The following is a 19,312-nucleotide window of genomic DNA, read 5'->3' as shown; positions in this document are numbered from 1 at the left end:
ACTAGTCTCCAGAGTCACCTATCTCACGACCATACCGACGTCGAATATACTCAATTTGAAGTTTACTGACTTCCCTCTCGCGACGATATGGATCATCTTTCGTCTCCGCAATAATTTTCTTTGCTTTATCGACCCACTCCTTCTCAATCAAATCATCATCGTTCGCCACTATAGGCACATCATCAGTAGCTACACCTTGAGCAGTATTGGTCGACGGAACAACTGGCGTAGGCAGCGCCGGCATAGCAATCTGTGCAGCCTCAGCCTGAACTTCACCGACCTCTGGCCTACCCTGAGCGCCCACCTCTGGATTATCTTTTGGCCTCTCTAACGAGTTTGCGACACTATATTCAACATGTCGCGGTGGTGCTTGCTCAACCCCTCTAGTTAGTCCTTCTTGCCTGGGCTCCATATCTGTAAATTATACCATAACTGTTTCAAAATAAATATATACTTAACGCTGTCTAGATATATAAAAACAGGCTACAACCTCAAAGATGATCACGAGAAAAACCTCATAAACGTTGGCGCGACCAATCGACCTCATACCGATCAACATAACTGGCGCCAGGGCCAATACAGATGCGTAAAAATAAGCGTTTTTTAAGGATATCTTTATAGGCCGACGCCACAACCTACCTATAATATTTACCGCACTGTAGACAAAAAAAGACAGCACACCAAGTGCTAGCATATAAATTAAAATAAATGCCGCAAGAATGCCTATCGGATGAATGGTAGACGGAGACGTAGAATGCATCAGTGCTGAAAGCAGAACAAACGCTGCAAGTGTGGATAATGCTAATACTTTCCCAAGCATGTCATTATCATAACACTATAACAAGATTCTGGAGCCATAGCGACGAGCGAATAAATAAGCGAAACACCTGTACAAACAACTATTAGGGTCGCCCGCTACGCCGCTATAGGCTACTGACCGCTCGCGAAACGCGAGCATAGGTCCCTGCGAATACTTCACTCCACGCTTGGTAGAGACTTCATCAGCAAAATAACTGCTGAGGTTTAACCAAGCGTGAGCTACTGCTTCGCGCGCTACAACGCCAAGACTATTCACATTTGAATATTCAATTGGCGGAGCATAGGCAACGCCACACATGATTGGTACTTAAAGTGAGGTGCGTAATTCGTTCGACGAATTATTGTGTCATACCTGTGTCGATGCCTACTTTCCGTCAACTATGCCGCGGAACTGTTGGTTTAAGTTGTTAAGGTTTTTGTTTTGTTTGCTGTGGCTTTTATTGTTTGTTTCTGTAAAAGCTTGTTTTCAGAATAGCACAAGCATAATAATTTGTCAACTATTGTACCGAAAACATTGTTGTGATTATTGCATAATTGACTATACAACACTTGTAGATGTCTATTAAGTTGTGAAATTATCAATGTTGATTTTTTGTAATATGTTTATATACAATTCACCTAGAGCTTATCTCACCTACGCAAAAAATAGACATATTTACATCAAATGAAGCACTAGTTATATTTTCTACAACATTAAACATCCGCCCCACATAAGTAGCTACAAACACACTAGGCCGACGCAGTCACCCAGAAACCCGAGACTACCATAGACCTAAAAATAACTCTCAATCCACAAAAAAATTACTACACCAAAACAGGTGGCCAACCACCCTGACACCGCGTCGCACACGAACCAACACTCGTAAAAACTGAGTCGCATCAATCAAACGCAACAAGGCAAAAAAATGAATCAGTAAACGTGTGGATACTTTTAATTGATATTTCAACCAACCAACCAACCAACCAACCAACCAACCAACCAACCAACCAACCAACCAACCAACCAACCAACCAACCAACCAACCAACCAACCAACCAACAACCAACCAACCAACCAACCAACCAACCAACCAACCAACCAACCAACCAACCAACCAACCAACCAACCAACCAACCAACCAACCAACCAACCAACCAACCAACCAACCAACCAACAACCAACCAACCAACCAACCAACCACCAACCAACCAACCAACCAACCAACCAACCAACCAACCAACCAACCAACCAACCAACTAACTAACTAACTAACTAACTAACTAACTAACTAACTAACTAACTAACTAACTAACTAACTAACTAACTAACTAACTAACTAACTAACTAACTAACTAACTAACTAACTAACTAACTAACTAACTAACTTTGACATACTCGAGGGCAGCTATTTAGCGCATAACTCTGGGCACCTACAGCTCCTGCACTATATTCGTAGAAGTTAGCTATCAAACCGCACCAACAAGGTTGATTTTTGTTCACATTTTGTAGTATTTTTTACTAGAAAAATAATTGATAATCATATTGACATTAGCGTTACATCAGCTTATTATAGGGGTAGTTCCTGAGTAAAAAAATTATACAGGAACCAAAAATAAACATTATTCGAAAAACTCCACAATAAAAACAAGCACTACTCGCAGGTGCTTGTTTTTTACTCCAAACCGTCACTACTATCTCATAGACAAACAAAATAACTCGACCAAGTAGTCGAGTTATTTTGTTGGTGGAGCTGCCGGGTACCGCCCCCGGGTCCACTAGGCAACCTACCGTCCGTCTACACACATAGTCTTATTCGAGAAATGGCTAAACGTGCGCTAAAAATAAGACAAACATACGAACGTCTAGGTCGCAAAATTTTAAGAGTTCGCCGATGCGACATCGACAAAAACCGATCCTGCTAAATATGACACCTCGTGACTATAGCAGAAATCTAGTCCGAAGCGGTTCGGCGACTTAGGCCAGAACTGGTGCAGTACGCATGCCTGCGAGAATATCGCGGACATCACGGAACTGCGCTGCAAGTTTTTGAGTTGCAATTATTAATTCTGATTACGTCAGAAGTCGGTGTGCTGGTACGGTCTGTTAAAGTCCTAGTGTCGAAAGCTATATCAGCCCCTCGTATTTACAGAGGTATAGTAGCACAGTTTACAGCCGGAGGCTAGTATGATTAACTAACGTTATCATGGGAACTGTAAGGAAAGTCTTTTCAGTGGCACCAATCGGCTTTGATGGCCACCTAGTAGAGGTAGAGAGCGACATTACAAAAGGACTACCAGGCTTACAGATCGTTGGCCTGGGTAATAAAGCAATTGACGAAGCGAAAGAGCGTGTCAGGTCTGCTATAGCAAATTCTCTCCTTGAGTACCCCGCAAAACGAGTCACAATCAACTTAGCTCCTGCCGAACTCCCAAAAGATGGTACCCACTACGACCTGCCTATTGCCCTAGCTATACTGGCGTCAAGCGGTCAAATACAGCAACACGAGCTTGATTGTGCCGTTTTTGCTGGGGAGTTGGCCCTTGATGGCAGCGTCCGCCCTATTAGCGGAGTAATCACAATTGCCGAGACTGCTCGTCAGTATGGCTATAAGACTGTTTACCTACCAACCGCTAACCTCAAACAGGCGACACTCGTCAACGGCATCTCTATAATAGGCGTGTCATCTCTAAAAGAGCTATTTCTCCATCTAAAAAACGAGAAAGCCCTTCTGCCGTACGCACCCCAAGACGTATCGACAGAAACAGCACGGAGCGTAGCAGGACCAGTACTGGATGATATATATGGTCAAGAATCCGCTAAAAGAGCACTTATCATTGCGGCGGCAGGGCATCACAATATTCTACTCACGGGCACACCTGGCGCAGGCAAAACAATGCTTGCAAAAACTCTAACATCTCTACTTCCTCCCCTATCAAGCAACGAACAGCTTGCCGTCACCAAGCTATATAGCCTAGCAGGAGAACTTATCAACGACACCATATCTGACAGACCATTCCGCTCTCCACATCACACCTCCAGCCAGGTTGCGCTTGTTGGCGGTGGAGCTCGACCAAAGCCCGGTGAGATAAGCCTAGCTCACCTGGGTGTACTCTTTCTTGATGAAATCCCAGAGTATCCTCGTCACGTCATAGAGACCCTTCGCCAACCCCTTGAGGACCGTAAAATAGCTGTAACCCGAGCAAACGGAAAGGCTATTTATCCAGCAGATTTTATGCTTGTTGCGACGATGAATCCATGCCCGTGCGGCTATTACGGTGACCCTGAACACGATTGTACTTGTTCCACAAATCAAATTATTGCATACCAAAAGCGTCTTTCCGGCCCGCTACTCGACCGAATCGACATGATAGTCCCAGTTTCTCGTATTCCGAATGATCAGCTATTGTCAGTAGAATCAATGTCTTTATCACAACACGAAAAAGCTAAAAATGCTATTGCTTACGCAAAAAAAGTTCAGTCTGACAGATATGGCCGTAGTGATAAACGCAACAGTTCTTTGACGAGTGCTGAAATTCGCTCACACATCCCTCTTTCTAGTAAATCGAAGCTGTTTCTAGATAATGCTGCTACAAAATTAAAATTGAGTACACGAGGATACTTCAAGATACTTCGAGTCGCACGCACTATCGCAGACCTAGACCATAGTCAGACTGTAGAAATCCCCCACCTTGCTGAAGCCCTGCAGTATAGACAAAATACTTGATCACAGACGCATCATCTGTTAGAATATCACCTGAGTTATCGCTAACTTATTTAAGCAACTCGTGTAAAGGAGAGTGGCATCAATACATCAATTCGCATAAACGAAGCAATTCGCGCACGCGAACTTCGTGTCATCGGTACAAGCGGTGAACAGCTCGGAATCATGTCTCGGCAAGAGGCTCTTAGGGTAGCCGAAGAGGCTGGTGTTGACCTGGTAGAAATATCGCCCAACGCCAACCCGCCAGTAGCCAAGGTTGTAGACTGGGGAAAATTCCAGTACCAAAAGATGAAAGAGCAGCAAAAAAACCGTCGCAACAACAAGGCTACGGAGCTCAAGCAGATGCGTTTTGGCTTAAAGATTGGCGCCAATGACTTAGAGATAAAACTACGGAAAATCCGCAACTTTCTCTCAGAAGGTAACAAGGTGAAAATTCTGATCTTCTTTCGCGGACGCGAAATGGCTCACCGTGAGCTCGGGTATGGACTAATCGATAAGGTTATGTCTCAACTCGAAGACGAAGCGATCCTCGAGCAGAAACCAGTGATGGCAGGCAAAAACCTGAGCATCGTAATAAGGAGCAAGTAATGCCAAAAATGAAGACCCACAAGGGCACTGCTAAGCGAGTTAAGCTAACCAGTACCGGCAAACTTACCCGTCGCCGTGCGTTCGGGAATCACATGCTTTCAAAGAAGAGTAAGTCACGAAAGCGGAACATCAACACCACTGCAGTTATAAAAGGCAGTATGGCAAAAAACGTTAAACGAGCCCTAGGAGTATAAAACTATGCGAGTAAAACGAGGAGTCTCTGCACGCGCCCGACATAACAAAGTGCTAAAAGCGGCAAAGGGCATGCAACACAACCGTACTCGTAGCTTTCGACTAGCCCGCCAAGCAGTTGTACGAGCCCTCCAGTATGCCTACCGTGATCGTCGCAATAAAAAACGTGATCTGCGCAGTCTGTGGATCACCCGCATAAATGCTGCTGCACGCGAAAACGGTACGACCTATGGTAAATTTATTGCAAACCTAAAGGCGTCAGGCGTGGAGCTAGATCGTAAGGTACTCGCCGACATTGCCGTAAATGACCCAAAGGCATTTACAGCAATAGTTAAAAGCGTTACAAAATAAACAATCCTGTCTCACCAAAAAATACCCGCTCTTTAAGCGGGTATTTTTTGACAGCCAATCTATAAGCCGGGTTCTGTTGAAAGTGATCATCTATCTAGGCATAGTGTTGCCACTATGCTCAAGCGGATATTGATCGACACGAGCGGACTACCATCATGCGTCGATCCCTTGCAGCCGACAGGGTTTACCTCCTCCGCACGTTACCATACGTCGCTGTGAGCTCTTACCTCACTCATTTCACCCTTACCGTCAGTCGCCCAAATAAGCTTGAGACGGCGGTTTAGTTTCTGTGGCACTTTCCCTAGGGTTACCCCCGGCCGCCGTTAGCGGCTGTCGCGTCCTATGCTGCCCGGACTTTCCTCTAGCCTCCTTAGTGAGACGAGCGATCACTCAATAGGCTGTCTCACCTATTATACAAAAAAGTACCGACTACGGCACCTAAAAAGCCCTAGGCTTCATGACGCTTGATATTCCCCGCATAAATGCAAGGTGGGTTTTCTCATGCCACTCCCACGGGAGCGAAGAATATTGAAATCCCAAATGTATGATGTTAGGAAAATCATACACGTCCAAGGAAGCCATAGGACCACTTTGAGTATACTATTTTTTATTACGTAATTCCAGTAATTCGTGAGAATAATTGAATAATAAACGTAATAGATACAGACATAAATTGCAGTATCACGCTATTCATCAGAATCACAACAGCAAACACTAATACTGTTCCATACCTCTCAACCAAATCCATAGCCTGACGTACAAAATCAGGTGCAATTGCGTACACGGCCCTAGAACCATCTAACGGGGGTATCGGCAAGATATTAAATACAAAGAAACCTAGATTAACCTGGACGACGATTTCAAGCACGTGCCTAAACATCGACCCAGTCGCAGCACCACTGAACCCAAGTATGCAAAATGCAATAAATGCTATAAAAAGATTAGCAAAAGGCCCCGCTAGTGCAATCAGCGCAACCCCCCACTCACCATGACGAACATTTGACGGATTAAATGGAACTGGCTTTGCCCCACCAAAAATTGGGGCTTGCGATCCCGTCAAAGCGTTTGCTGTAACAATCATTATGGGCAAAATGACAGTCATTACTGGATCAATGTGCTTGAGAGGATTAAATGTCAGCCTACCTAGCAATCGCGCTGTTTCATCTCCTAGTCTAAGCGCCACAAAACCGTGCATCAGTTCGTGCAGCATCATAGACACAAGAATTACTCCGAGAACAGTCAAAATATCAATGACACCCATAGCTATAATTGTACCACGAGCCACCTCTTGACGGAAAAGTCACAAAAGAGTATACTAGAACGGATTGTTAAATAGTAAGTGGAAGAAACAATAATGGCATCACGATGTGAACTCACCGGTAAAGGCAAACAATTTGGCCACAATGTTAGCTTCTCTCTACACCGCACTAAGCGCGTGTTCAAGCCGAATCTCCAGAGGAAAACCCTAGTTGTAAACGGCCAGAAGATAACAATGACCCTTTCTACGCAGGCAATTCGAACCCTCAAGAAAAAGGGAATACTTACGACCGCTAAATAGTAAGTCAAACCTTATATAATTAAACCCCCTCATTGAGGGGGTTTAATTATATACCCTAATACACTATAGTCTACTCTACGACCGCGACAGCTCCATTACCGTCAACGTCTGCGGTAATGAAGAAGCTGACTTAATCTTTAACTTAGGGAGCTGTTCAACTGGTGCACCCAACTCTTTAATAAATACATCTAGAGTATCTTGAGGCACTTCATAGCTTATTCCCGCCTCAGCATAGTGGACTGGTATAACAACTTTTGGCTCTATATTTCGGACTAATGACGATGCGCTCGTTGCATCAAGCGTATATCCACCTCCACCTACAGGTAGCAGCAGCACATCAACAACACCTATACCTTCCATTTGCTCATCAGTTAGTTTGGGGCCTATATTACCGATAATCGCTACCCTAACATCCCCACATTCAATCTGATAAATAGTGGAAAGCTTCTCCTGATCCGAAGTATCAACATGTCGAGTAGCCGCAATACCGCGAATCGTAAAATCACCCACCTCGTATTCCCCTGGTGAGTCGATAGTGATACGAGCACCAGAATCATCTACCCTAAATCTACCCTCTGTCACAAGCTCAATCGCATCTTTTGTTTTGAGGTCCTTAAGCCCAATAAGCGAGAGTCGCGGATCCACAACGATTGAAGCACCCTTGCTCGTCAAGATAATCCCGTTGCCACCTTTATATTCTATATCAAACATGCCAGACCTCCTTTTAAGCCTCTTTCAGTATATTATCCGTATCAAGTATAACGACGTGCTTGTTAGCTAAAACAGATGTTAAAAACTTATCACGCACACTCAAGCGATAGTAAAACTCTTCATAAGGAAAGATTGTGTAGCTCAATTCCCTCCCCTCATAATCTTCAATCTGTGATACAATATCCAGCACCTTCTTCTTCGATACATCTCCTACAACGACCAAATCCACGTTGCTTGCTGAGCCCTTCACCAAAACTCCAGCCGCAACAACTAATCTTGCGCCGCCAAGAGAGCTCAATATCTTTTGCCACTGACCAATACGCGTATCACCCTCCATGCGTGCCGCCTTCTCAACTTTTTGATCGGTAAACATAGCTCTAAATGGAAGATAGTGTTCATAACGCTGGTTTACTTCATAATACAACCTGTTATCAGTATTTTGGCTCGTAATTATGCCCACCTCAAGCATATTTGCAAGCTCTCTACGCACAGAATTAATTTGCTCATCAATCAACCTGGTGATTTCACGCACATAAAACGCTTTACCAGGATTATTTAAGAATAGATGAAGCAACTTCACTCGCGTTTTTGAACCAAACAATGAGTCAATCATCTTTTTTCCTTTTCATTTCTTGTTCAATTTTATCACGATTTATTCACAGCCACCAAGCGTTGCGCAAGATAGGTATACGCCTGGTCTAAAGTCATCCACCGTATGTGTTCGTCTCGCTTCAACCAAGTCAACTGACGCTTAGCCAGTCGCCAATCAAGCACTTCGAATCTTCGCTTCGCCTCATCTAAAGATATCTCCCCCTCTATGAACCGCCTTATGACCGGGTATATGTTACCGGTCATAGCCTCGCTATCCCAGCCCCATTTATGTGCCGCCCTACGGGCCTCTTCAATTACACCACTGTCAAATATAACCTCTGCACGCTCATGTATGCGCTTAGCGAGAATATCTTTTTTCGTTGTAATTCCTACAATTACACAATTATCTATAGGCCCGTCCCTTCTCTTTGCGGTGTGTCCATTCCGTAGAATAGCGTTAATAACATAACGCTTGTTCTTATCATTTTCTGGCAATGGTACGTTGTTTTTACCACAATATATATGAAGTTCCTCAATGCTCATTGACTCAAATTTCGTACGACGCTCATCATTTTTAGCACCAGGAGGAAACTGATATTCATACACTACAGAATTAATATACAAACCCGTCCCACCCACGAGAAATGGTATATGATTACGCGATCGAATTTCTCTTATTTTTTTCATGGTATAAGCCTGAAACTCTGCGACCGTAAACCTTTGGCCAGGATCAACCAAATCGATACCCCAATGTGCGACGCCCTCCATCTCCGCCTCTAGAGGTTTCGCCGTTCCGATAGTAAGACCACGAAAGATAGCCCTGGAGTCTGCGGAAATGATCTCACCGCCGAACTTTTTTGCTAACTTTATCGCGAGGCTAGTCTTACCACTAGCGGTTGGACCAGCGATTACGACAAGAGGAGGTTCGGTCGCCATCTCCGCCTCTCAAAGTCTGATACTCGCCATTTTTCATCACACATAATCCCATCCTGCTCCAGCAGCTGCTTCTGAACACCCTGCCCGCCCGGAAAACCAATCGCCAACCCGCCTCTTGAATTAACCAGCCTATGCCAGGGCAACTCTACTGGTCCGCCGTGTGCAATATCACCCACACGCCGCGCCGCATGCGGGCATCCAACCATAGCCGCCAAGTCACCGTAAGTCGTCACTTTATCATCCGGCAACTGTGCCATAAGGAAGTATATCTTGTCCCTCAATTTAAATCCCCCTTATATAATCAGCCAGTCTTTCAATCGCAATCTGCTCTTCGCCCCCACGCGTACGGACACTGACAACACGCGCCTGTTTGTCTTTTGGTCCAACAATAATTTGTGTTGGTATTTTTACAGCAATCGCCTCACGAATCTTCTTACCAATAGACTCATTTCGTAAATCTGTAGTAAATCTTACTTCGTTATATTTTACCGGACTCATAAGCACTACCTCTGATAAAATAGTTGTTATTTCATCTACATAGTCAAAGACTGTGTTATTTATCGTCAAGATGCGCACCTGTTCTGGGGCCGCCCAGAATGGGAACCAGCCACCCGTATGCTCAATAAATACACTCAAAAAACGCTCAATCGAACCAAGCAAGGCACAATGAATCATTACAGGTGTTGTAAAGCTACCATCGCTCTCAGCATACTCCAGACCAAACCGCTGCGGCTGCACGAAGTCTAACTGCACTGTTGCAACCTGATGCTCGCGACCAATTGCATCGGTTGCCATAAAATCAATTTTTGGCCCATAAAAGGCTGCTTCACCCGCTTGCTCAAAATACTCTAAACCGACTTTTTCGACTGCCGTCTTTAGTTGACTTTGAGCCGAAGTCCACAGGTCCAGATCACCAAGATATGCGTCAGAATCGTCACGATAGCTCAGACGAACTCGCAGCTTCATATCAATAGTGCCGTATAGTTCCTGTGCGGCGGCTAGCAAATTATTGATCTCTTGTTCAATTTGGTCTGGACGACAAAAGACATGGCTGTCGTCCTGAGTCAACGATCGCACACGATTAAGCCCACCAAGCTCACCTGTCTTTTCATCACGATAATCAGTCGTCGTCTCCAAATAGCGCACCGGCATATCACGGTAACTACGCGGTTGCGAGGCAAAAATCTGTGTATGATGTGGGCAATTCATCGGCTTTAATGCCATTTCATCGCTAGTCTCCTGGCTTTTCACCAAAAACAGCTCTTCACCAAATTTTGCCCAATGTCCAGAGGTCTCATACAAATCTTTTTTAGTAATATGTGGCGTCCAGACCTTCTCGAAACCAAACTTCTGACGAAGTTGGTTGGAATATTGTGCTACAATGTCACGCAAAACAGTGCCACGTGGCGTAAACAGCGGCAGACCAACTCCAACCAGTTGCGAAGTAGTATAAAGATCAAGCTCTCGGCCAAGCTTACGGTGATCACGCTGCTTGGCTAACTCCAGTCGCTCCAGATACTTATCTAATTCTTCTTGACTAGCAAACGCCACGCCATACAGGCGCTGCATCTGCGGATTGTTCTCATTGCCACGCCAATAAGCACCCGCCACTCGCATCAACTTAAAAGCACCGACCTCTCTGGTGTTGGCCACGTGCGGGCCACGGCATAAATCACGAAAATCACCATTTGTGTAAAATGACACCTCGCTAAGTATACCATCACCCTCAGATATAGTGCCCATTTCGGCAGCATCCAAATCTTTGGCGACCGTAGTGCCAGCACGCTTAAGGTCATTTAGTAGCTCAGATTTATATGGCTGACCAGCCTGCTCTGCCCATGCAATCGCCTCATCAATCGGACATTTCTCACAAACAAAATCTTGCCCCTCGGCGATAATTCTCCGCATAGTTTTTTCAATTTTGCCAAAATTTTGTTCGCTGATTTTAGTATCACCAAGATCAATGTCATAATAAAATCCGTTTTCAACTACTGGTCCTACGCCAAATTTAGCCTCTGGCCACAGCCGTCGCACCGCTGCCGCCATAACGTGCGCCAAACTGTGACGCATTGCATATAATTGCTCGTCGCTCATGCTAATTCTCCTCCTTTACCAATGTGCCATTTTTACGAACGTACTTTCTTTCTCTGTTCTTCTCTATCTTAGCAACCAGCTCATTCTCCAGATCAACATTAAGCATCTTTGCTAATCCAAATAGATAAATCATGATATCGGCAATCTCCTCACCTAGGTCGGACTTCTTTTTACGCCAAGCATCAAAAGCCTCAGATACCTCACCCGTTAAAAGCATAAACTCAAGTGGAATATCTGTGGTATTAAAGCCTTTAGAAGCCTTGTTTGCCATAATCTCCTCTTGTAAGCGCTTAACGTCGAGCATATTATGTCTCCTCTTTGTAAATAATAAAAGCACGCATATTCGTAATACTTACGTGCGTGCCTCGGGCCTAATTAAATAGGCGGTTCCACCTTGGCTATTACTCTTATCCCAAGCAGTTAGCGTGTGCTCGCGACCGCAACCACGAAGCTCCGGGGGCGGTTAATCCCCATCACAGCTCTACTACATAGTAAACAATCGCCTCTGTTATTGCAATATCATACCCCGTTTGGTATGATGAGGTAGCCTAAATGGGGGCGATTAGCTCATTTGGCTAGAGCGCCACATTGACGTTGTGGAGGTGATAGGTTCGAATCCTATATCGCCCACCAAGCAAAGAAAGATCCGCTACGAGGGTCTTTTTTTGTACCGTCACCTCTGTTTGCGAGAGTTCTACCGGCTTTTCCACATGGTTTTTCAATAATTTTTCTGCAATCTTATTCATCTCATGATATAGTCCCCTACTACGGTCAGCATTGACAAATAATAGCGTTTGTGCTATTATGTGAACATGAGTAAAAGCACTCACAGCACAGCAAGAACCCGTAAGCCGTCAGCTCTTGAACGTTTTGGTCTGGCATTTGAGTATGACGTTACGTGGTCTCAAGCGCGTAAGTCTGTAAGAGAACGAACTATATAGCCATCCTTACTAGTCAAGAATAATGCTGTCTCCTATTTTTTGGAGACAGTTTTTTTAGCTTTTCTGTCGGCCTTGACCTTAGCCTTTGAGGCTAGCGTTGCCTTGTCAGTAACGTCAAACTTATCAAGGTAACGACCCAGCATTAGATGAGTCTGAGCGTTAAAAGCAGCTAGAGAGCTATAGCATATGGAAGTAACTGGCATCAAGAACCACTGGAGCACCATCCATACGGTTCGACGACGCTTATATCGAGTGGGGCGTGGTGGCAATAGCCTAAGCATTAGAAGGATTGTGATAAATATGCCTATCATCGCTACCTGCTGAATAGAGCTAACAACATTTGGCAATGAATGTGCAGTAATGTTTCTGGAGGCCTCTGGATTTATAATAAGTGGCACCCAACCCCCAAAGGTAATCAAAATGGCCATAGCTGCAAGCGTCACGTGGCTATCTACCAGCCGCATAAATCGAGCAAATCCCTCCCAAAACGGAACATTTCGCCGCTTCGTAAAGAGTCGCGTCGCGACATATGGTATATCTGAGACTCCATACGCCCATCTACGCAACTGCTTGAACTGGGTAATCAACGTCTTTTTGAGGGTATCCGCCATTACAGCATCCTGGTAGATGGGGACATGGATTGGCAGCACGCTGTAGTTGCCATTAAAACAAAAGTAACTCCTCCAATACTGGTGCCCGTCCTCAACAATACTACGCCTACTCCAAAAATCCATCTCTATAAGCGCATCGAGGGGCTGACTGTGGGCAGCAAAATTACGAAGCGTATGCGGACGCATACTGGAGATAATCGTCCAAAATGAATTACCTGTCGCAATCACACGCATTGGTGCAGGCGCATCCCATATATTACCAAGATACAAAGCGACGGGCTGATAAGAAAGATGTTTGCGATCAGGCTGTGCAATATACTCATATGCAACATAGTCAAAGTATGTCGGATGGGGCCGATTGTCGCTATCGAGAGTCGTAATGATCACACGGCTTGACTCAATCCCTTTAGCCCTACACCAACGAGAGAGCTCACGAGCTGCGTAAGTAATATTCGGTCCCTTTCCAACGACTTCATCCTTGAGGTCTTTTGGATGTTTCACGATTTGGAAAGTGTAAAATGTGTCAGCATACTCAGCCTGAAGCCGTTTAGCCGTCTCCTCGATAACAGCGCCGCCTCGCTCTTCGTATGCGAGATAGAGTATGATACGCGAATTATCATAGGTCGTATTTTTTACCGATTCTATAGTTGGTTGGATCACATCATAGGCCTCATTGTAGGCCGCAATAATAACTGCGTGATACAGCTCAGATGGTTTAGGATAACTTGCAGGACTAGCGGTAATTAGACGCAGATTCTCCTGATGCTGACGATAACCAAATTCTGTCGATTCAGCAGTTTGTAATCTAGAATAAGACTTCGTAGGGTTCTCGAGGTCTGTTAAGCGACCCCTCCAATCTATCTTCTGAGCCTTCACCAGATACGAATGCCCTCTAATAGTATGATAGGCTATACCAATCGACTTTACGAACGTCGTAATTATAAGCATGAGCAGATATATTGCTGCCCAAAGCGGATTCAATACAGATAAAATTACAAGAACCCTATCATCCCGTAGCTGATAATCGCTGGGATAATCTCAAAAAACGATACAATCGGCCCCGCCTACCGAGCGGAAGCTCAAGGTCTATCATGCGGCACGCCCAAGTGACATTACGGCAAGCGCATAGACTAATGCGACAATCAAGATGCCCATACCCAGCCAGCCAACAAGCATAGCCGTCTGACGACGATTAATATTAAACAATTTCAACATCAGAACTATGTGGCCCACAGCGACGACTACACCAAAAAGCACAAAAGTAAGCATATACTGCCAATGATCCTTATAAAAATGCGCCTCACCAAAAGCCGAGTAGCGCGTATATACCATGACGTCACTCTGGCGAATATTTAGCCCAACAACGAGACAGTATAATACACCCACCAGAACAATAACACTCATCAACACGAGCAGAGGGCGGTCAGTAAGTACCTTTTTAATCGATAGCTTTGTAGGCTCTTTATCCATATCAGTTCTCTTGGAGCCGCCTGCCGGGATTGAACCGGCGACCTACACGTTACGAATGTGTCGCTCTACCAACTGAGCTAAGGCGGCGCGTTTATATCTAGTAAAAGACACCCCCAATTATACCACTCACCTCGAGTAAATAAAACTCCTGGACCTGTTGATTATCTTTTAAAAAACTGCTAATATACGTGAAGCGTAGGCGCTCGTAGTGAAGCTGGTCTATCACGCCTCCCTGTCACGGAGGAGATCGCCGGTTCGAATCCGGTCGGGCGCGCCAAAATAAATTACTCACCAATCGGTGGGTTATTTATTTTAGTAATGTATCCCAATAGATCATGAAATGGTCAAGCCACACCAAGCCTACTGCTTAGATACAACTGATATGTACTCGTTAATCTTACCGGCTGACTTAAGCTTAGCAAAATCGCTATTAAATTTAGTTAGTGGTATATGTAGAAAAGCAAAGTTTACCTGAGTGTCTGATTTATCAATAACTGTAACGAAGTAGTAGCCATCATCGGTCGTGCTCTTAAGCGCCCCTGATGTTGCTCCTTTTTCTAATTTTGCAGCCTCCGACACTCTAAGCCCACCATATCTACTAGTTTTGTCTACCATACCACTTTGACCCACCACTAATTTTGCGCCTTTCATCCCCTTCATTTCTTCTGCCATCTTGGCAAAATCAGCCTTAGTAGATTCTAAAAGTTCAGTGGCCTTTTTTACTTGTGACGAGGCATCTTCATCAATAGCAAAAGCCACCTTATTCTTAAGGATTCCATTGCCTACAGAAAGACGATAATCAGGAACAGTCTGATCGTAGAGCATCTTTATAGAAGCGTCGTAGGTATCTTGCGAAACACGACCGTTAGCGGTATTTCTCTCTTGGTCAATAAAGTTATCAATATCGGCATCAGACACTGAAATATTATGCTTACGCGCAAGCTGCCGCGCATAAGCAACCTGTTCAGCTTTTTCCAATGATTGACGTTTTATATAGTCAAGTTGCGTTTTTCCATCCTTTGTATCTAATTTCACCTCTCCGTATTTTGAAAGATAATACTCCGACCCCCTGTACTGAACAAGATAGTCTCGATACGGAACATATTCGCCGTCTACCGACGCAACCGGCACTGGTAAAATACGCGTAATCCTATACATAAATGCGCTGGAGTTTTGCACCAGATAGAGTTGCCACCACCCAATAACCGCTAAAAGGACTAGAGCCGCAAGCGTCACCAATATAGCATTAATCACAAGACGATGCCTGGCATACTGAACTGGGTACTTAAACTTTCGTCCACCCGCCAGGATTCTCTCGCGGTGCTCAGCTACCGTTTCATTTATTATCCGAGACGGCGCCTCTTTCTCTTCTTTTTGCTTTCGACCCAATCTTTTAATTAATAATTTCTTTTTCATATAGCTCTTCCTGCGGCGCGTCTTTTGATGCATTGTGTACCGCATCTTGCAGTTTGTTATATATCTCACTCGGATGTTCGACCATGCGAATAATTAGGTCGCCGACAAATGTCTGGATTACGATTGTCCCAAACTTAAATACCTCACCACTAAATCCTGGGATATTATAGCTTATGTTTTGTATCTTTTCTAGACGCAGCTCAACCACGTCAGTCCCAAATAGACCCTTTTGTGTCACTTGTCGAATACGCTCTGTTGTCACAATATAAATCGTAAAATACCACATAATAAAGTGGTAAGAGAACAGCAACAAGCCAATAATAAGCCCGACAACCGGAATAAGGAATAACTCTAGTTTTGTCTGCCAAATAAGTGGCGGAATTGATCCAACAGCCAATGGTATAAGAAGTGAATAAAATCCCTTTCGCATCGCAATGATATGCCTACGAAAGACAAAGAGCAATTCTTCACCTTCATGTTGCCCCTTGAAATATTCTTTTACTTCAGCGTTTCTCATATTTCAACTTGGTACCCTGGGCAGGAGTCGAACCTGCAACCTTTTCCTTAGGACGGAACTGCTCTATCCAATTGAGCTACCAAGGCGCACCCTCGTCTCCCAGTATAACATAACAACCTCTGTTATCGGGTGAACTTTTCATTTAGGGTTGAGTAGTCATAGAGCTCATCGTCGCTAAACCAGTGATTAATCTCCTGCTCAGCCTCTTCTGGGTCGCCACTAGCGTGGATCAAATTTGGAATCCCCTTGCTCTCACCATCTGCATACCCAAAACTCATGTGAGAGTAGTCACCTCGTATAGTACCTGGTTGAGCACTTTTTGGCTCTGTAGTCCCTACGAGTTTTCGTACAAGCTCAACCGCCTCAACCCCCTCTAGTACCATTGCAATAACTGGCCCCTGAACCATCATTTTTAGAGTTACGTCAAACTTTTCTTGCCCACGACGAGTAATCATCTTGCCAATCTCTTCATAATGACGATAATAATGCTCTTTTGTTGGCGCGATCATCTTTGTTGCGATAATCTTTAGTCCAACTCGTTCAAACCGCGTAAGGATTTCCCCCACAATACCTCGCTGCACTGCATCCGGCTTAAAGACGATAAGGGTTTTTTCTACTTCGCATGTCATATATGACGCTCCTTTTGTTGCTCAATATTGTCATTGTACCAGAGTATGAACTATCAATATAGTGCACACATTTTTTGTCCATCTCCAGCCTATAAAAAAACCCATTTGCACGCTATCATAGAGGTATGGATATGTCGGAACTTATTATCGACTTTGTTGAGCACCTCGAGGTAGAGCAGGGTCGTTCTAGCAAGACGGCTGAAAACTACCGTCGTTACCTCGAGCGCTTTCTGGAATTTGCTGGAACCGATTTAACCGTAGATAAAATCACCCCCGAGCTCGTCAGAAAATTTCGCCTATGGCTAAACCGACAAGAAACCGATAGAGGAGATACGCTTACTACATTAACTCAAAGCTATCACCTAATCGCACTGAGAGGCTTCCTCAACTATTTAAGCAAACGTGAAATCATCAGCATGGCGCCAAATAAAATTGAGCTCCCCAAGATCCATCGTAAGCAGGTTACCTTCCTCCACGTAGATGAAATAGAGAGACTCACTGGAGCTATCCCAAATGATGATACTCTAGCTCATTTGAGAGACCGCGCTATAGTCGAATTACTATTTTCGAGTGGACTGCGCGTTTCAGAGCTAGCCGGCCTTGATAGAGACCATATCAACACAAAACGCCGAGAATTTACCGTGAGAGGCAAGGGTCAAAAAGATCGACCCGTATTTATTACTCAAACGGCAGCTGATCATATAGAAGCTTATCTATCCAAACGCCAGGACTCTCTTTCGCCACTATTCTTAAACCACAGTCGCAACAGCAGTATCGATACGTCCGGAAACTTCCGTAGACTATCGCCAAGAAGCATCCAGAGGATGGTAGAAAAATATGCTAAACTCGCAGGCATAACAAAACACGTCAGTCCCCATACGATGAGGCATAGCTTTGCCACAGACCTACTTATGAACGGTGCGGACATACGTAGTGTGCAAAATATGCTAGGCCACGCAGATATCAGCACTACCCAGGTTTATACTCATGTCACTGACGCTCATCTACGCGATGTATACAACCAGTTCCATTCAGACACAGCCACCGCCGACTAGTCTATGGTTGGTCATGATTGCAACCCGATCGATAATCCGCAACAGACGTGGTTACACTAAAGTTTTTACACAGGTTTTTTGTTATATCAACAGTAGCCCGTGGATAGATGTCAGCCGTCGACATAAACTCTGTGCGTACCTTAACTCGCCTGAATACATTTGAAGCTCGTCCTGTAGAGTCAATGATTGGTTGGACTCCGTCAAAGTTTGCGTTTATCAGTTGCACCTTATAGTCAGTGTCGCCATACATTGGAGAGATGCGCAGATAGGCAGTCTTCCCTGTTGTGACACCGTTAGGCTCTATCTGGTTCAATAACGATATCCTGGTTGAGCATACATAGAGAGCGGTAGGATCACACTTGACTTGCTGTAGCTCCGCAGTGGAGCTTGATTCACGCGCATCAAGAGAGAAGCTTAATGAATTAGATCCTGTTGTTGATGGAATCAAGAATAGGGTTCTACTACTAGTATCGGCGTCAAAGTCATCTACCTTAAAATTATGAATATCTCGCTGAATTAACTGCACTCGCAAAAGTGGAGGTGTTTGCTTTGCTGGATCGTTCCATCCACCATTTCCTGATAGCGGTGGAAGTAGTTTGTTTGATCGCAGGTTAACGGCACCTAATATGTCAGATTTTTGATACCAAGATACAGTTATCTCCGAGAATACAGCATCTGATTTGAGGGGTATTACCTCTGACTTATCAACCTGCACCTTACCAAGATAGTCAGGAGACTTTTGGTTTACGGTTACGCATGTATACGCCTGATCAAACCCTCCGCCAGCACCGCCCGATGTCTGCTTCAGCTTCACTTCGTAAGGCGACCCTGCTGGTGTACTAGCAACAACCCCCGCATCACTGACTGTTGTGCATTTTCCGCTATTCATAGCATTACACGCCGCACTTCCTGGCCCGGCTTCTAGACAAGCCTGAAGCACTCGTTTACCGTCCTCGACACCGGCAAGAGCTGAATCGTAGGCCCCTCTAGATAGTTCGCTATCAGTACTTCGATTTTGATCCTGGACAACAAGCCTCATGAAGCCAACCGTCACCGTTAGCAACAATAATACGCTAAATATTACAATAACTATCGCCGTTGCACCTCTTTCGTGGTATCGATTGCTATTCAT

At 44.7% G+C, this 19,312-nt stretch carries 20 protein-coding genes, 4 tRNA genes, 2 other RNA genes and 2 pseudogenes; 9 read left to right on the top strand and 19 right to left on the bottom strand.

The window, feature by feature from the left end; translation table 11 throughout:
• Window position 1: 1 nt before the first annotated feature.
• Window positions 2–412 carry a hypothetical protein gene (locus tag GWK75_00675; protein ID QHU90981.1) on the bottom strand — a complete coding sequence of 137 codons (411 nt, stop codon included), beginning with the start codon at window positions 410–412 and terminating at the stop codon, window positions 2–4.
• 42 nt (window positions 413–454) lie between these two features.
• On the bottom strand, window positions 455–820 hold the full coding sequence (locus GWK75_00670; protein QHU90980.1) for a hypothetical protein: 366 nt from the start codon (window positions 818–820) through the stop codon (window positions 455–457).
• 933 nt (window positions 821–1,753) lie between these two features.
• On the opposite strand from GWK75_00670, the pseudogene GWK75_00665 reads away from it, so the two are divergent.
• A pseudogene (locus GWK75_00665) lies at window positions 1,754–1,966 on the top strand (RND transporter).
• Between the two features lie 575 nt (window positions 1,967–2,541).
• On the opposite strand, the gene ssrA reads toward GWK75_00665, so the two are convergent.
• Window positions 2,542–2,936, bottom strand: a transfer-messenger RNA (tmRNA) gene (gene ssrA, locus GWK75_00660).
• 66 nt (window positions 2,937–3,002) lie between these two features.
• Here ssrA and GWK75_00655 point away from each other — a divergent pair.
• The 4 genes from GWK75_00655 (at window position 3,003) to rplT (ending at window position 5,651) form a co-directional block, all read left to right on the top strand.
• Entirely contained in the window at window positions 3,003–4,523 is a 1,521-nt protein-coding gene (locus tag GWK75_00655; protein ID QHU90979.1) for a YifB family Mg chelatase-like AAA ATPase, read from the top strand.
• A gap of 78 nt (window positions 4,524–4,601) precedes the next feature.
• Window positions 4,602–5,108 (top strand): translation initiation factor IF-3, encoded by a 507-nt coding sequence (locus GWK75_00650; protein QHU91697.1) that lies wholly within the window; start codon window positions 4,602–4,604, stop codon window positions 5,106–5,108.
• Complete coding sequence (gene rpmI, locus GWK75_00645) at window positions 5,108–5,302, top strand: 50S ribosomal protein L35 (protein ID QHU90978.1); 195 nt, start codon at window positions 5,108–5,110, stop codon at window positions 5,300–5,302. Before GWK75_00650 ends, rpmI begins: the two co-directional genes overlap by 1 nt.
• Before the next feature lie 4 nt (window positions 5,303–5,306).
• Complete coding sequence (gene rplT / locus GWK75_00640; GenBank protein QHU90977.1) at window positions 5,307–5,651, top strand: 50S ribosomal protein L20; 345 nt, start codon at window positions 5,307–5,309, stop codon at window positions 5,649–5,651.
• Window positions 5,652–5,697: 46 nt separating this feature from the next.
• Here rplT and rnpB read toward each other — a convergent pair.
• Together rnpB and GWK75_00630 are read right to left on the bottom strand one after the other, a co-directional pair.
• Window positions 5,698–6,053: RNase P RNA component class A (gene rnpB / locus GWK75_00635), an RNA gene on the bottom strand.
• Between the two features lie 208 nt (window positions 6,054–6,261).
• Entirely contained in the window at window positions 6,262–6,912 is a 651-nt protein-coding gene (locus tag GWK75_00630) for a site-2 protease family protein (protein QHU90976.1), read from the bottom strand.
• Between the two features lie 93 nt (window positions 6,913–7,005).
• On the opposite strand from GWK75_00630, the gene rpmB reads away from it, so the two are divergent.
• Window positions 7,006–7,209, top strand: coding sequence for a 50S ribosomal protein L28 (gene rpmB / locus GWK75_00625; GenBank protein QHU90975.1), 204 nt, complete (start codon window positions 7,006–7,008; stop codon window positions 7,207–7,209).
• Window positions 7,210–7,284: 75 nt separating this feature from the next.
• Here rpmB and GWK75_00620 read toward each other — a convergent pair whose 3' ends face one another.
• From GWK75_00620 to GWK75_00595, 6 genes are read right to left on the bottom strand one after another with little or no spacing between them, the layout of a single operon-like run.
• Window positions 7,285–7,920: a Zn-dependent hydrolase gene (locus GWK75_00620; protein ID QHU90974.1), complete on the bottom strand. Its 636-nt coding sequence runs from the start codon at window positions 7,918–7,920 to the stop codon at window positions 7,285–7,287.
• Between the two features lie 13 nt (window positions 7,921–7,933).
• On the bottom strand, window positions 7,934–8,533 hold the full coding sequence (locus GWK75_00615; GenBank protein QHU90973.1) for a transcriptional regulator: 600 nt from the start codon (window positions 8,531–8,533) through the stop codon (window positions 7,934–7,936).
• Window positions 8,534–8,565: 32 nt separating this feature from the next.
• On the bottom strand, window positions 8,566–9,447 hold the full coding sequence (locus GWK75_00610) for a tRNA (adenosine(37)-N6)-dimethylallyltransferase MiaA (GenBank protein ID QHU90972.1): 882 nt from the start codon (window positions 9,445–9,447) through the stop codon (window positions 8,566–8,568).
• Window positions 9,420–9,704 carry a cysteine methyltransferase gene (locus GWK75_00605; GenBank protein ID QHU90971.1) on the bottom strand — a complete coding sequence of 95 codons (285 nt, stop codon included), beginning with the start codon at window positions 9,702–9,704 and terminating at the stop codon, window positions 9,420–9,422. The genes GWK75_00610 and GWK75_00605 overlap by 28 nt, the downstream gene beginning before the upstream one ends.
• A gap of 25 nt (window positions 9,705–9,729) precedes the next feature.
• Window positions 9,730–11,541 (bottom strand): threonine--tRNA ligase, encoded by a 1,812-nt coding sequence (gene thrS, locus GWK75_00600; GenBank protein ID QHU90970.1) that lies wholly within the window; start codon window positions 11,539–11,541, stop codon window positions 9,730–9,732.
• Window position 11,542: 1 nt separating this feature from the next.
• Window positions 11,543–11,812, bottom strand: a complete 270-nt coding sequence (locus tag GWK75_00595; GenBank protein ID QHU91696.1) for a hypothetical protein — start codon at window positions 11,810–11,812, stop codon at window positions 11,543–11,545.
• A 285-nt stretch (window positions 11,813–12,097) separates the two neighbouring features.
• On the opposite strand from GWK75_00595, the gene GWK75_00590 reads away from it, so the two are divergent.
• Window positions 12,098–12,174: transfer RNA gene (locus GWK75_00590), tRNA-Val, on the top strand.
• A 340-nt stretch (window positions 12,175–12,514) separates the two neighbouring features.
• Here the strand turns inward: GWK75_00590 and GWK75_00585 are convergent.
• The 3 genes and pseudogenes from GWK75_00585 to GWK75_00575 form a co-directional block, all read right to left on the bottom strand.
• Window positions 12,515–14,186, bottom strand: a pseudogene (locus GWK75_00585) (hypothetical protein).
• The gene (locus GWK75_00580) at window positions 14,183–14,563 is read right to left on the bottom strand and encodes a hypothetical protein (GenBank protein ID QHU90969.1); all 381 of its coding nucleotides are present in this window, start codon (window positions 14,561–14,563) and stop codon (window positions 14,183–14,185) included. Before GWK75_00580 ends, GWK75_00585 begins: the two are co-directional and overlap by 4 nt.
• Window positions 14,564–14,574: 11 nt before the next feature.
• Window positions 14,575–14,650: transfer RNA gene (locus GWK75_00575), tRNA-Thr, on the bottom strand.
• Window positions 14,651–14,762: 112 nt separating this feature from the next.
• On the opposite strand from GWK75_00575, the gene GWK75_00570 reads away from it, so the two are divergent.
• Window positions 14,763–14,840 (top strand) — tRNA-Asp (locus tag GWK75_00570).
• Window positions 14,841–14,923: 83 nt separating this feature from the next.
• On the opposite strand, the gene GWK75_00565 is transcribed toward GWK75_00570, so the two are convergent.
• The 4 genes from GWK75_00565 to GWK75_00550 all read right to left on the bottom strand — a co-directional run bounded on the left by GWK75_00565 (window position 14,924) and on the right by GWK75_00550 (window position 17,125).
• Window positions 14,924–15,979 carry a hypothetical protein gene (locus GWK75_00565; GenBank protein QHU90968.1) on the bottom strand — a complete coding sequence of 352 codons (1,056 nt, stop codon included), beginning with the start codon at window positions 15,977–15,979 and terminating at the stop codon, window positions 14,924–14,926.
• Window positions 15,957–16,496 carry a PH domain-containing protein gene (locus GWK75_00560; protein ID QHU90967.1) on the bottom strand — a complete coding sequence of 180 codons (540 nt, stop codon included), beginning with the start codon at window positions 16,494–16,496 and terminating at the stop codon, window positions 15,957–15,959. Before GWK75_00560 ends, GWK75_00565 begins: the two co-directional genes overlap by 23 nt.
• Window positions 16,497–16,505: 9 nt before the next feature.
• A tRNA-Arg gene (locus tag GWK75_00555) sits at window positions 16,506–16,582 on the bottom strand.
• 36 nt (window positions 16,583–16,618) lie between these two features.
• Window positions 16,619–17,125: a nucleoside-diphosphate kinase gene (locus GWK75_00550; protein QHU90966.1), complete on the bottom strand. Its 507-nt coding sequence runs from the start codon at window positions 17,123–17,125 to the stop codon at window positions 16,619–16,621.
• Window positions 17,126–17,250: 125 nt separating this feature from the next.
• Here GWK75_00550 and GWK75_00545 point away from each other — a divergent pair, with 125 nt between their 5' ends.
• Window positions 17,251–18,180: a tyrosine-type recombinase/integrase gene (locus GWK75_00545; protein QHU90965.1), complete on the top strand. Its 930-nt coding sequence runs from the start codon at window positions 17,251–17,253 to the stop codon at window positions 18,178–18,180.
• A gap of 1 nt (window position 18,181) precedes the next feature.
• Here GWK75_00545 and GWK75_00540 read toward each other — a convergent pair whose 3' ends face one another.
• A complete protein-coding gene (locus GWK75_00540; protein QHU90964.1) occupies window positions 18,182–19,312 on the bottom strand; it encodes a hypothetical protein in 1,131 nt (376 codons plus the stop codon).

The organism is Candidatus Saccharibacteria bacterium oral taxon 955 (assembly GCA_010202265.1).
Lineage (GTDB): Bacteria > Patescibacteriota > Saccharimonadia > Saccharimonadales > Saccharimonadaceae > Saccharimonas.
Note: the sequence above shows the minus strand (reverse complement) of the source record. Positions and strands in the feature narration are given on the sequence as shown.

Bases quoted from the DNA above. Each gene is read 5' to 3' on its own strand.
- GWK75_00675 (QHU90981.1), bottom strand. From the start codon at position 412: ATGGAGCCCAGGCAAGAAGGACTAACTAGAGGGGTTGAGCAAGCACCA.
- GWK75_00670 (QHU90980.1), bottom strand. From the start codon at position 820: ATGCTTGGGAAAGTATTAGCATTATCCACACTTGCAGCGTTTGTTCTG.
- GWK75_00655 (QHU90979.1), top strand. From the start codon at position 3,003: ATGGGAACTGTAAGGAAAGTCTTTTCAGTGGCACCAATCGGCTTTGAT.
- rpmI (QHU90978.1), top strand. From the start codon at position 5,108: ATGCCAAAAATGAAGACCCACAAGGGCACTGCTAAGCGAGTTAAGCTA.
- rplT (QHU90977.1), top strand. From the start codon at position 5,307: ATGCGAGTAAAACGAGGAGTCTCTGCACGCGCCCGACATAACAAAGTG.
- GWK75_00630 (QHU90976.1), bottom strand. From the start codon at position 6,912: ATGGGTGTCATTGATATTTTGACTGTTCTCGGAGTAATTCTTGTGTCT.
- rpmB (QHU90975.1), top strand. From the start codon at position 7,006: ATGGCATCACGATGTGAACTCACCGGTAAAGGCAAACAATTTGGCCAC.
- GWK75_00620 (QHU90974.1), bottom strand. From the start codon at position 7,920: ATGTTTGATATAGAATATAAAGGTGGCAACGGGATTATCTTGACGAGC.
- GWK75_00615 (QHU90973.1), bottom strand. From the start codon at position 8,533: ATGATTGACTCATTGTTTGGTTCAAAAACGCGAGTGAAGTTGCTTCAT.
- GWK75_00610 (QHU90972.1), bottom strand. From the start codon at position 9,447: ATGGCGACCGAACCTCCTCTTGTCGTAATCGCTGGTCCAACCGCTAGT.
- GWK75_00605 (QHU90971.1), bottom strand. From the start codon at position 9,704: ATGGCACAGTTGCCGGATGATAAAGTGACGACTTACGGTGACTTGGCG.
- thrS (QHU90970.1), bottom strand. From the start codon at position 11,541: ATGAGCGACGAGCAATTATATGCAATGCGTCACAGTTTGGCGCACGTT.
- GWK75_00595 (QHU91696.1), bottom strand. From the start codon at position 11,812: ATGGCAAACAAGGCTTCTAAAGGCTTTAATACCACAGATATTCCACTT.
- GWK75_00580 (QHU90969.1), bottom strand. From the start codon at position 14,563: ATGGATAAAGAGCCTACAAAGCTATCGATTAAAAAGGTACTTACTGAC.
- GWK75_00565 (QHU90968.1), bottom strand. From the start codon at position 15,979: ATGAAAAAGAAATTATTAATTAAAAGATTGGGTCGAAAGCAAAAAGAA.
- GWK75_00560 (QHU90967.1), bottom strand. From the start codon at position 16,496: ATGAGAAACGCTGAAGTAAAAGAATATTTCAAGGGGCAACATGAAGGT.
- GWK75_00550 (QHU90966.1), bottom strand. From the start codon at position 17,125: ATGACATGCGAAGTAGAAAAAACCCTTATCGTCTTTAAGCCGGATGCA.
- GWK75_00545 (QHU90965.1), top strand. From the start codon at position 17,251: ATGGATATGTCGGAACTTATTATCGACTTTGTTGAGCACCTCGAGGTA.
- GWK75_00540 (QHU90964.1), bottom strand. From the start codon at position 19,312: ATGAATAGCAATCGATACCACGAAAGAGGTGCAACGGCGATAGTTATT.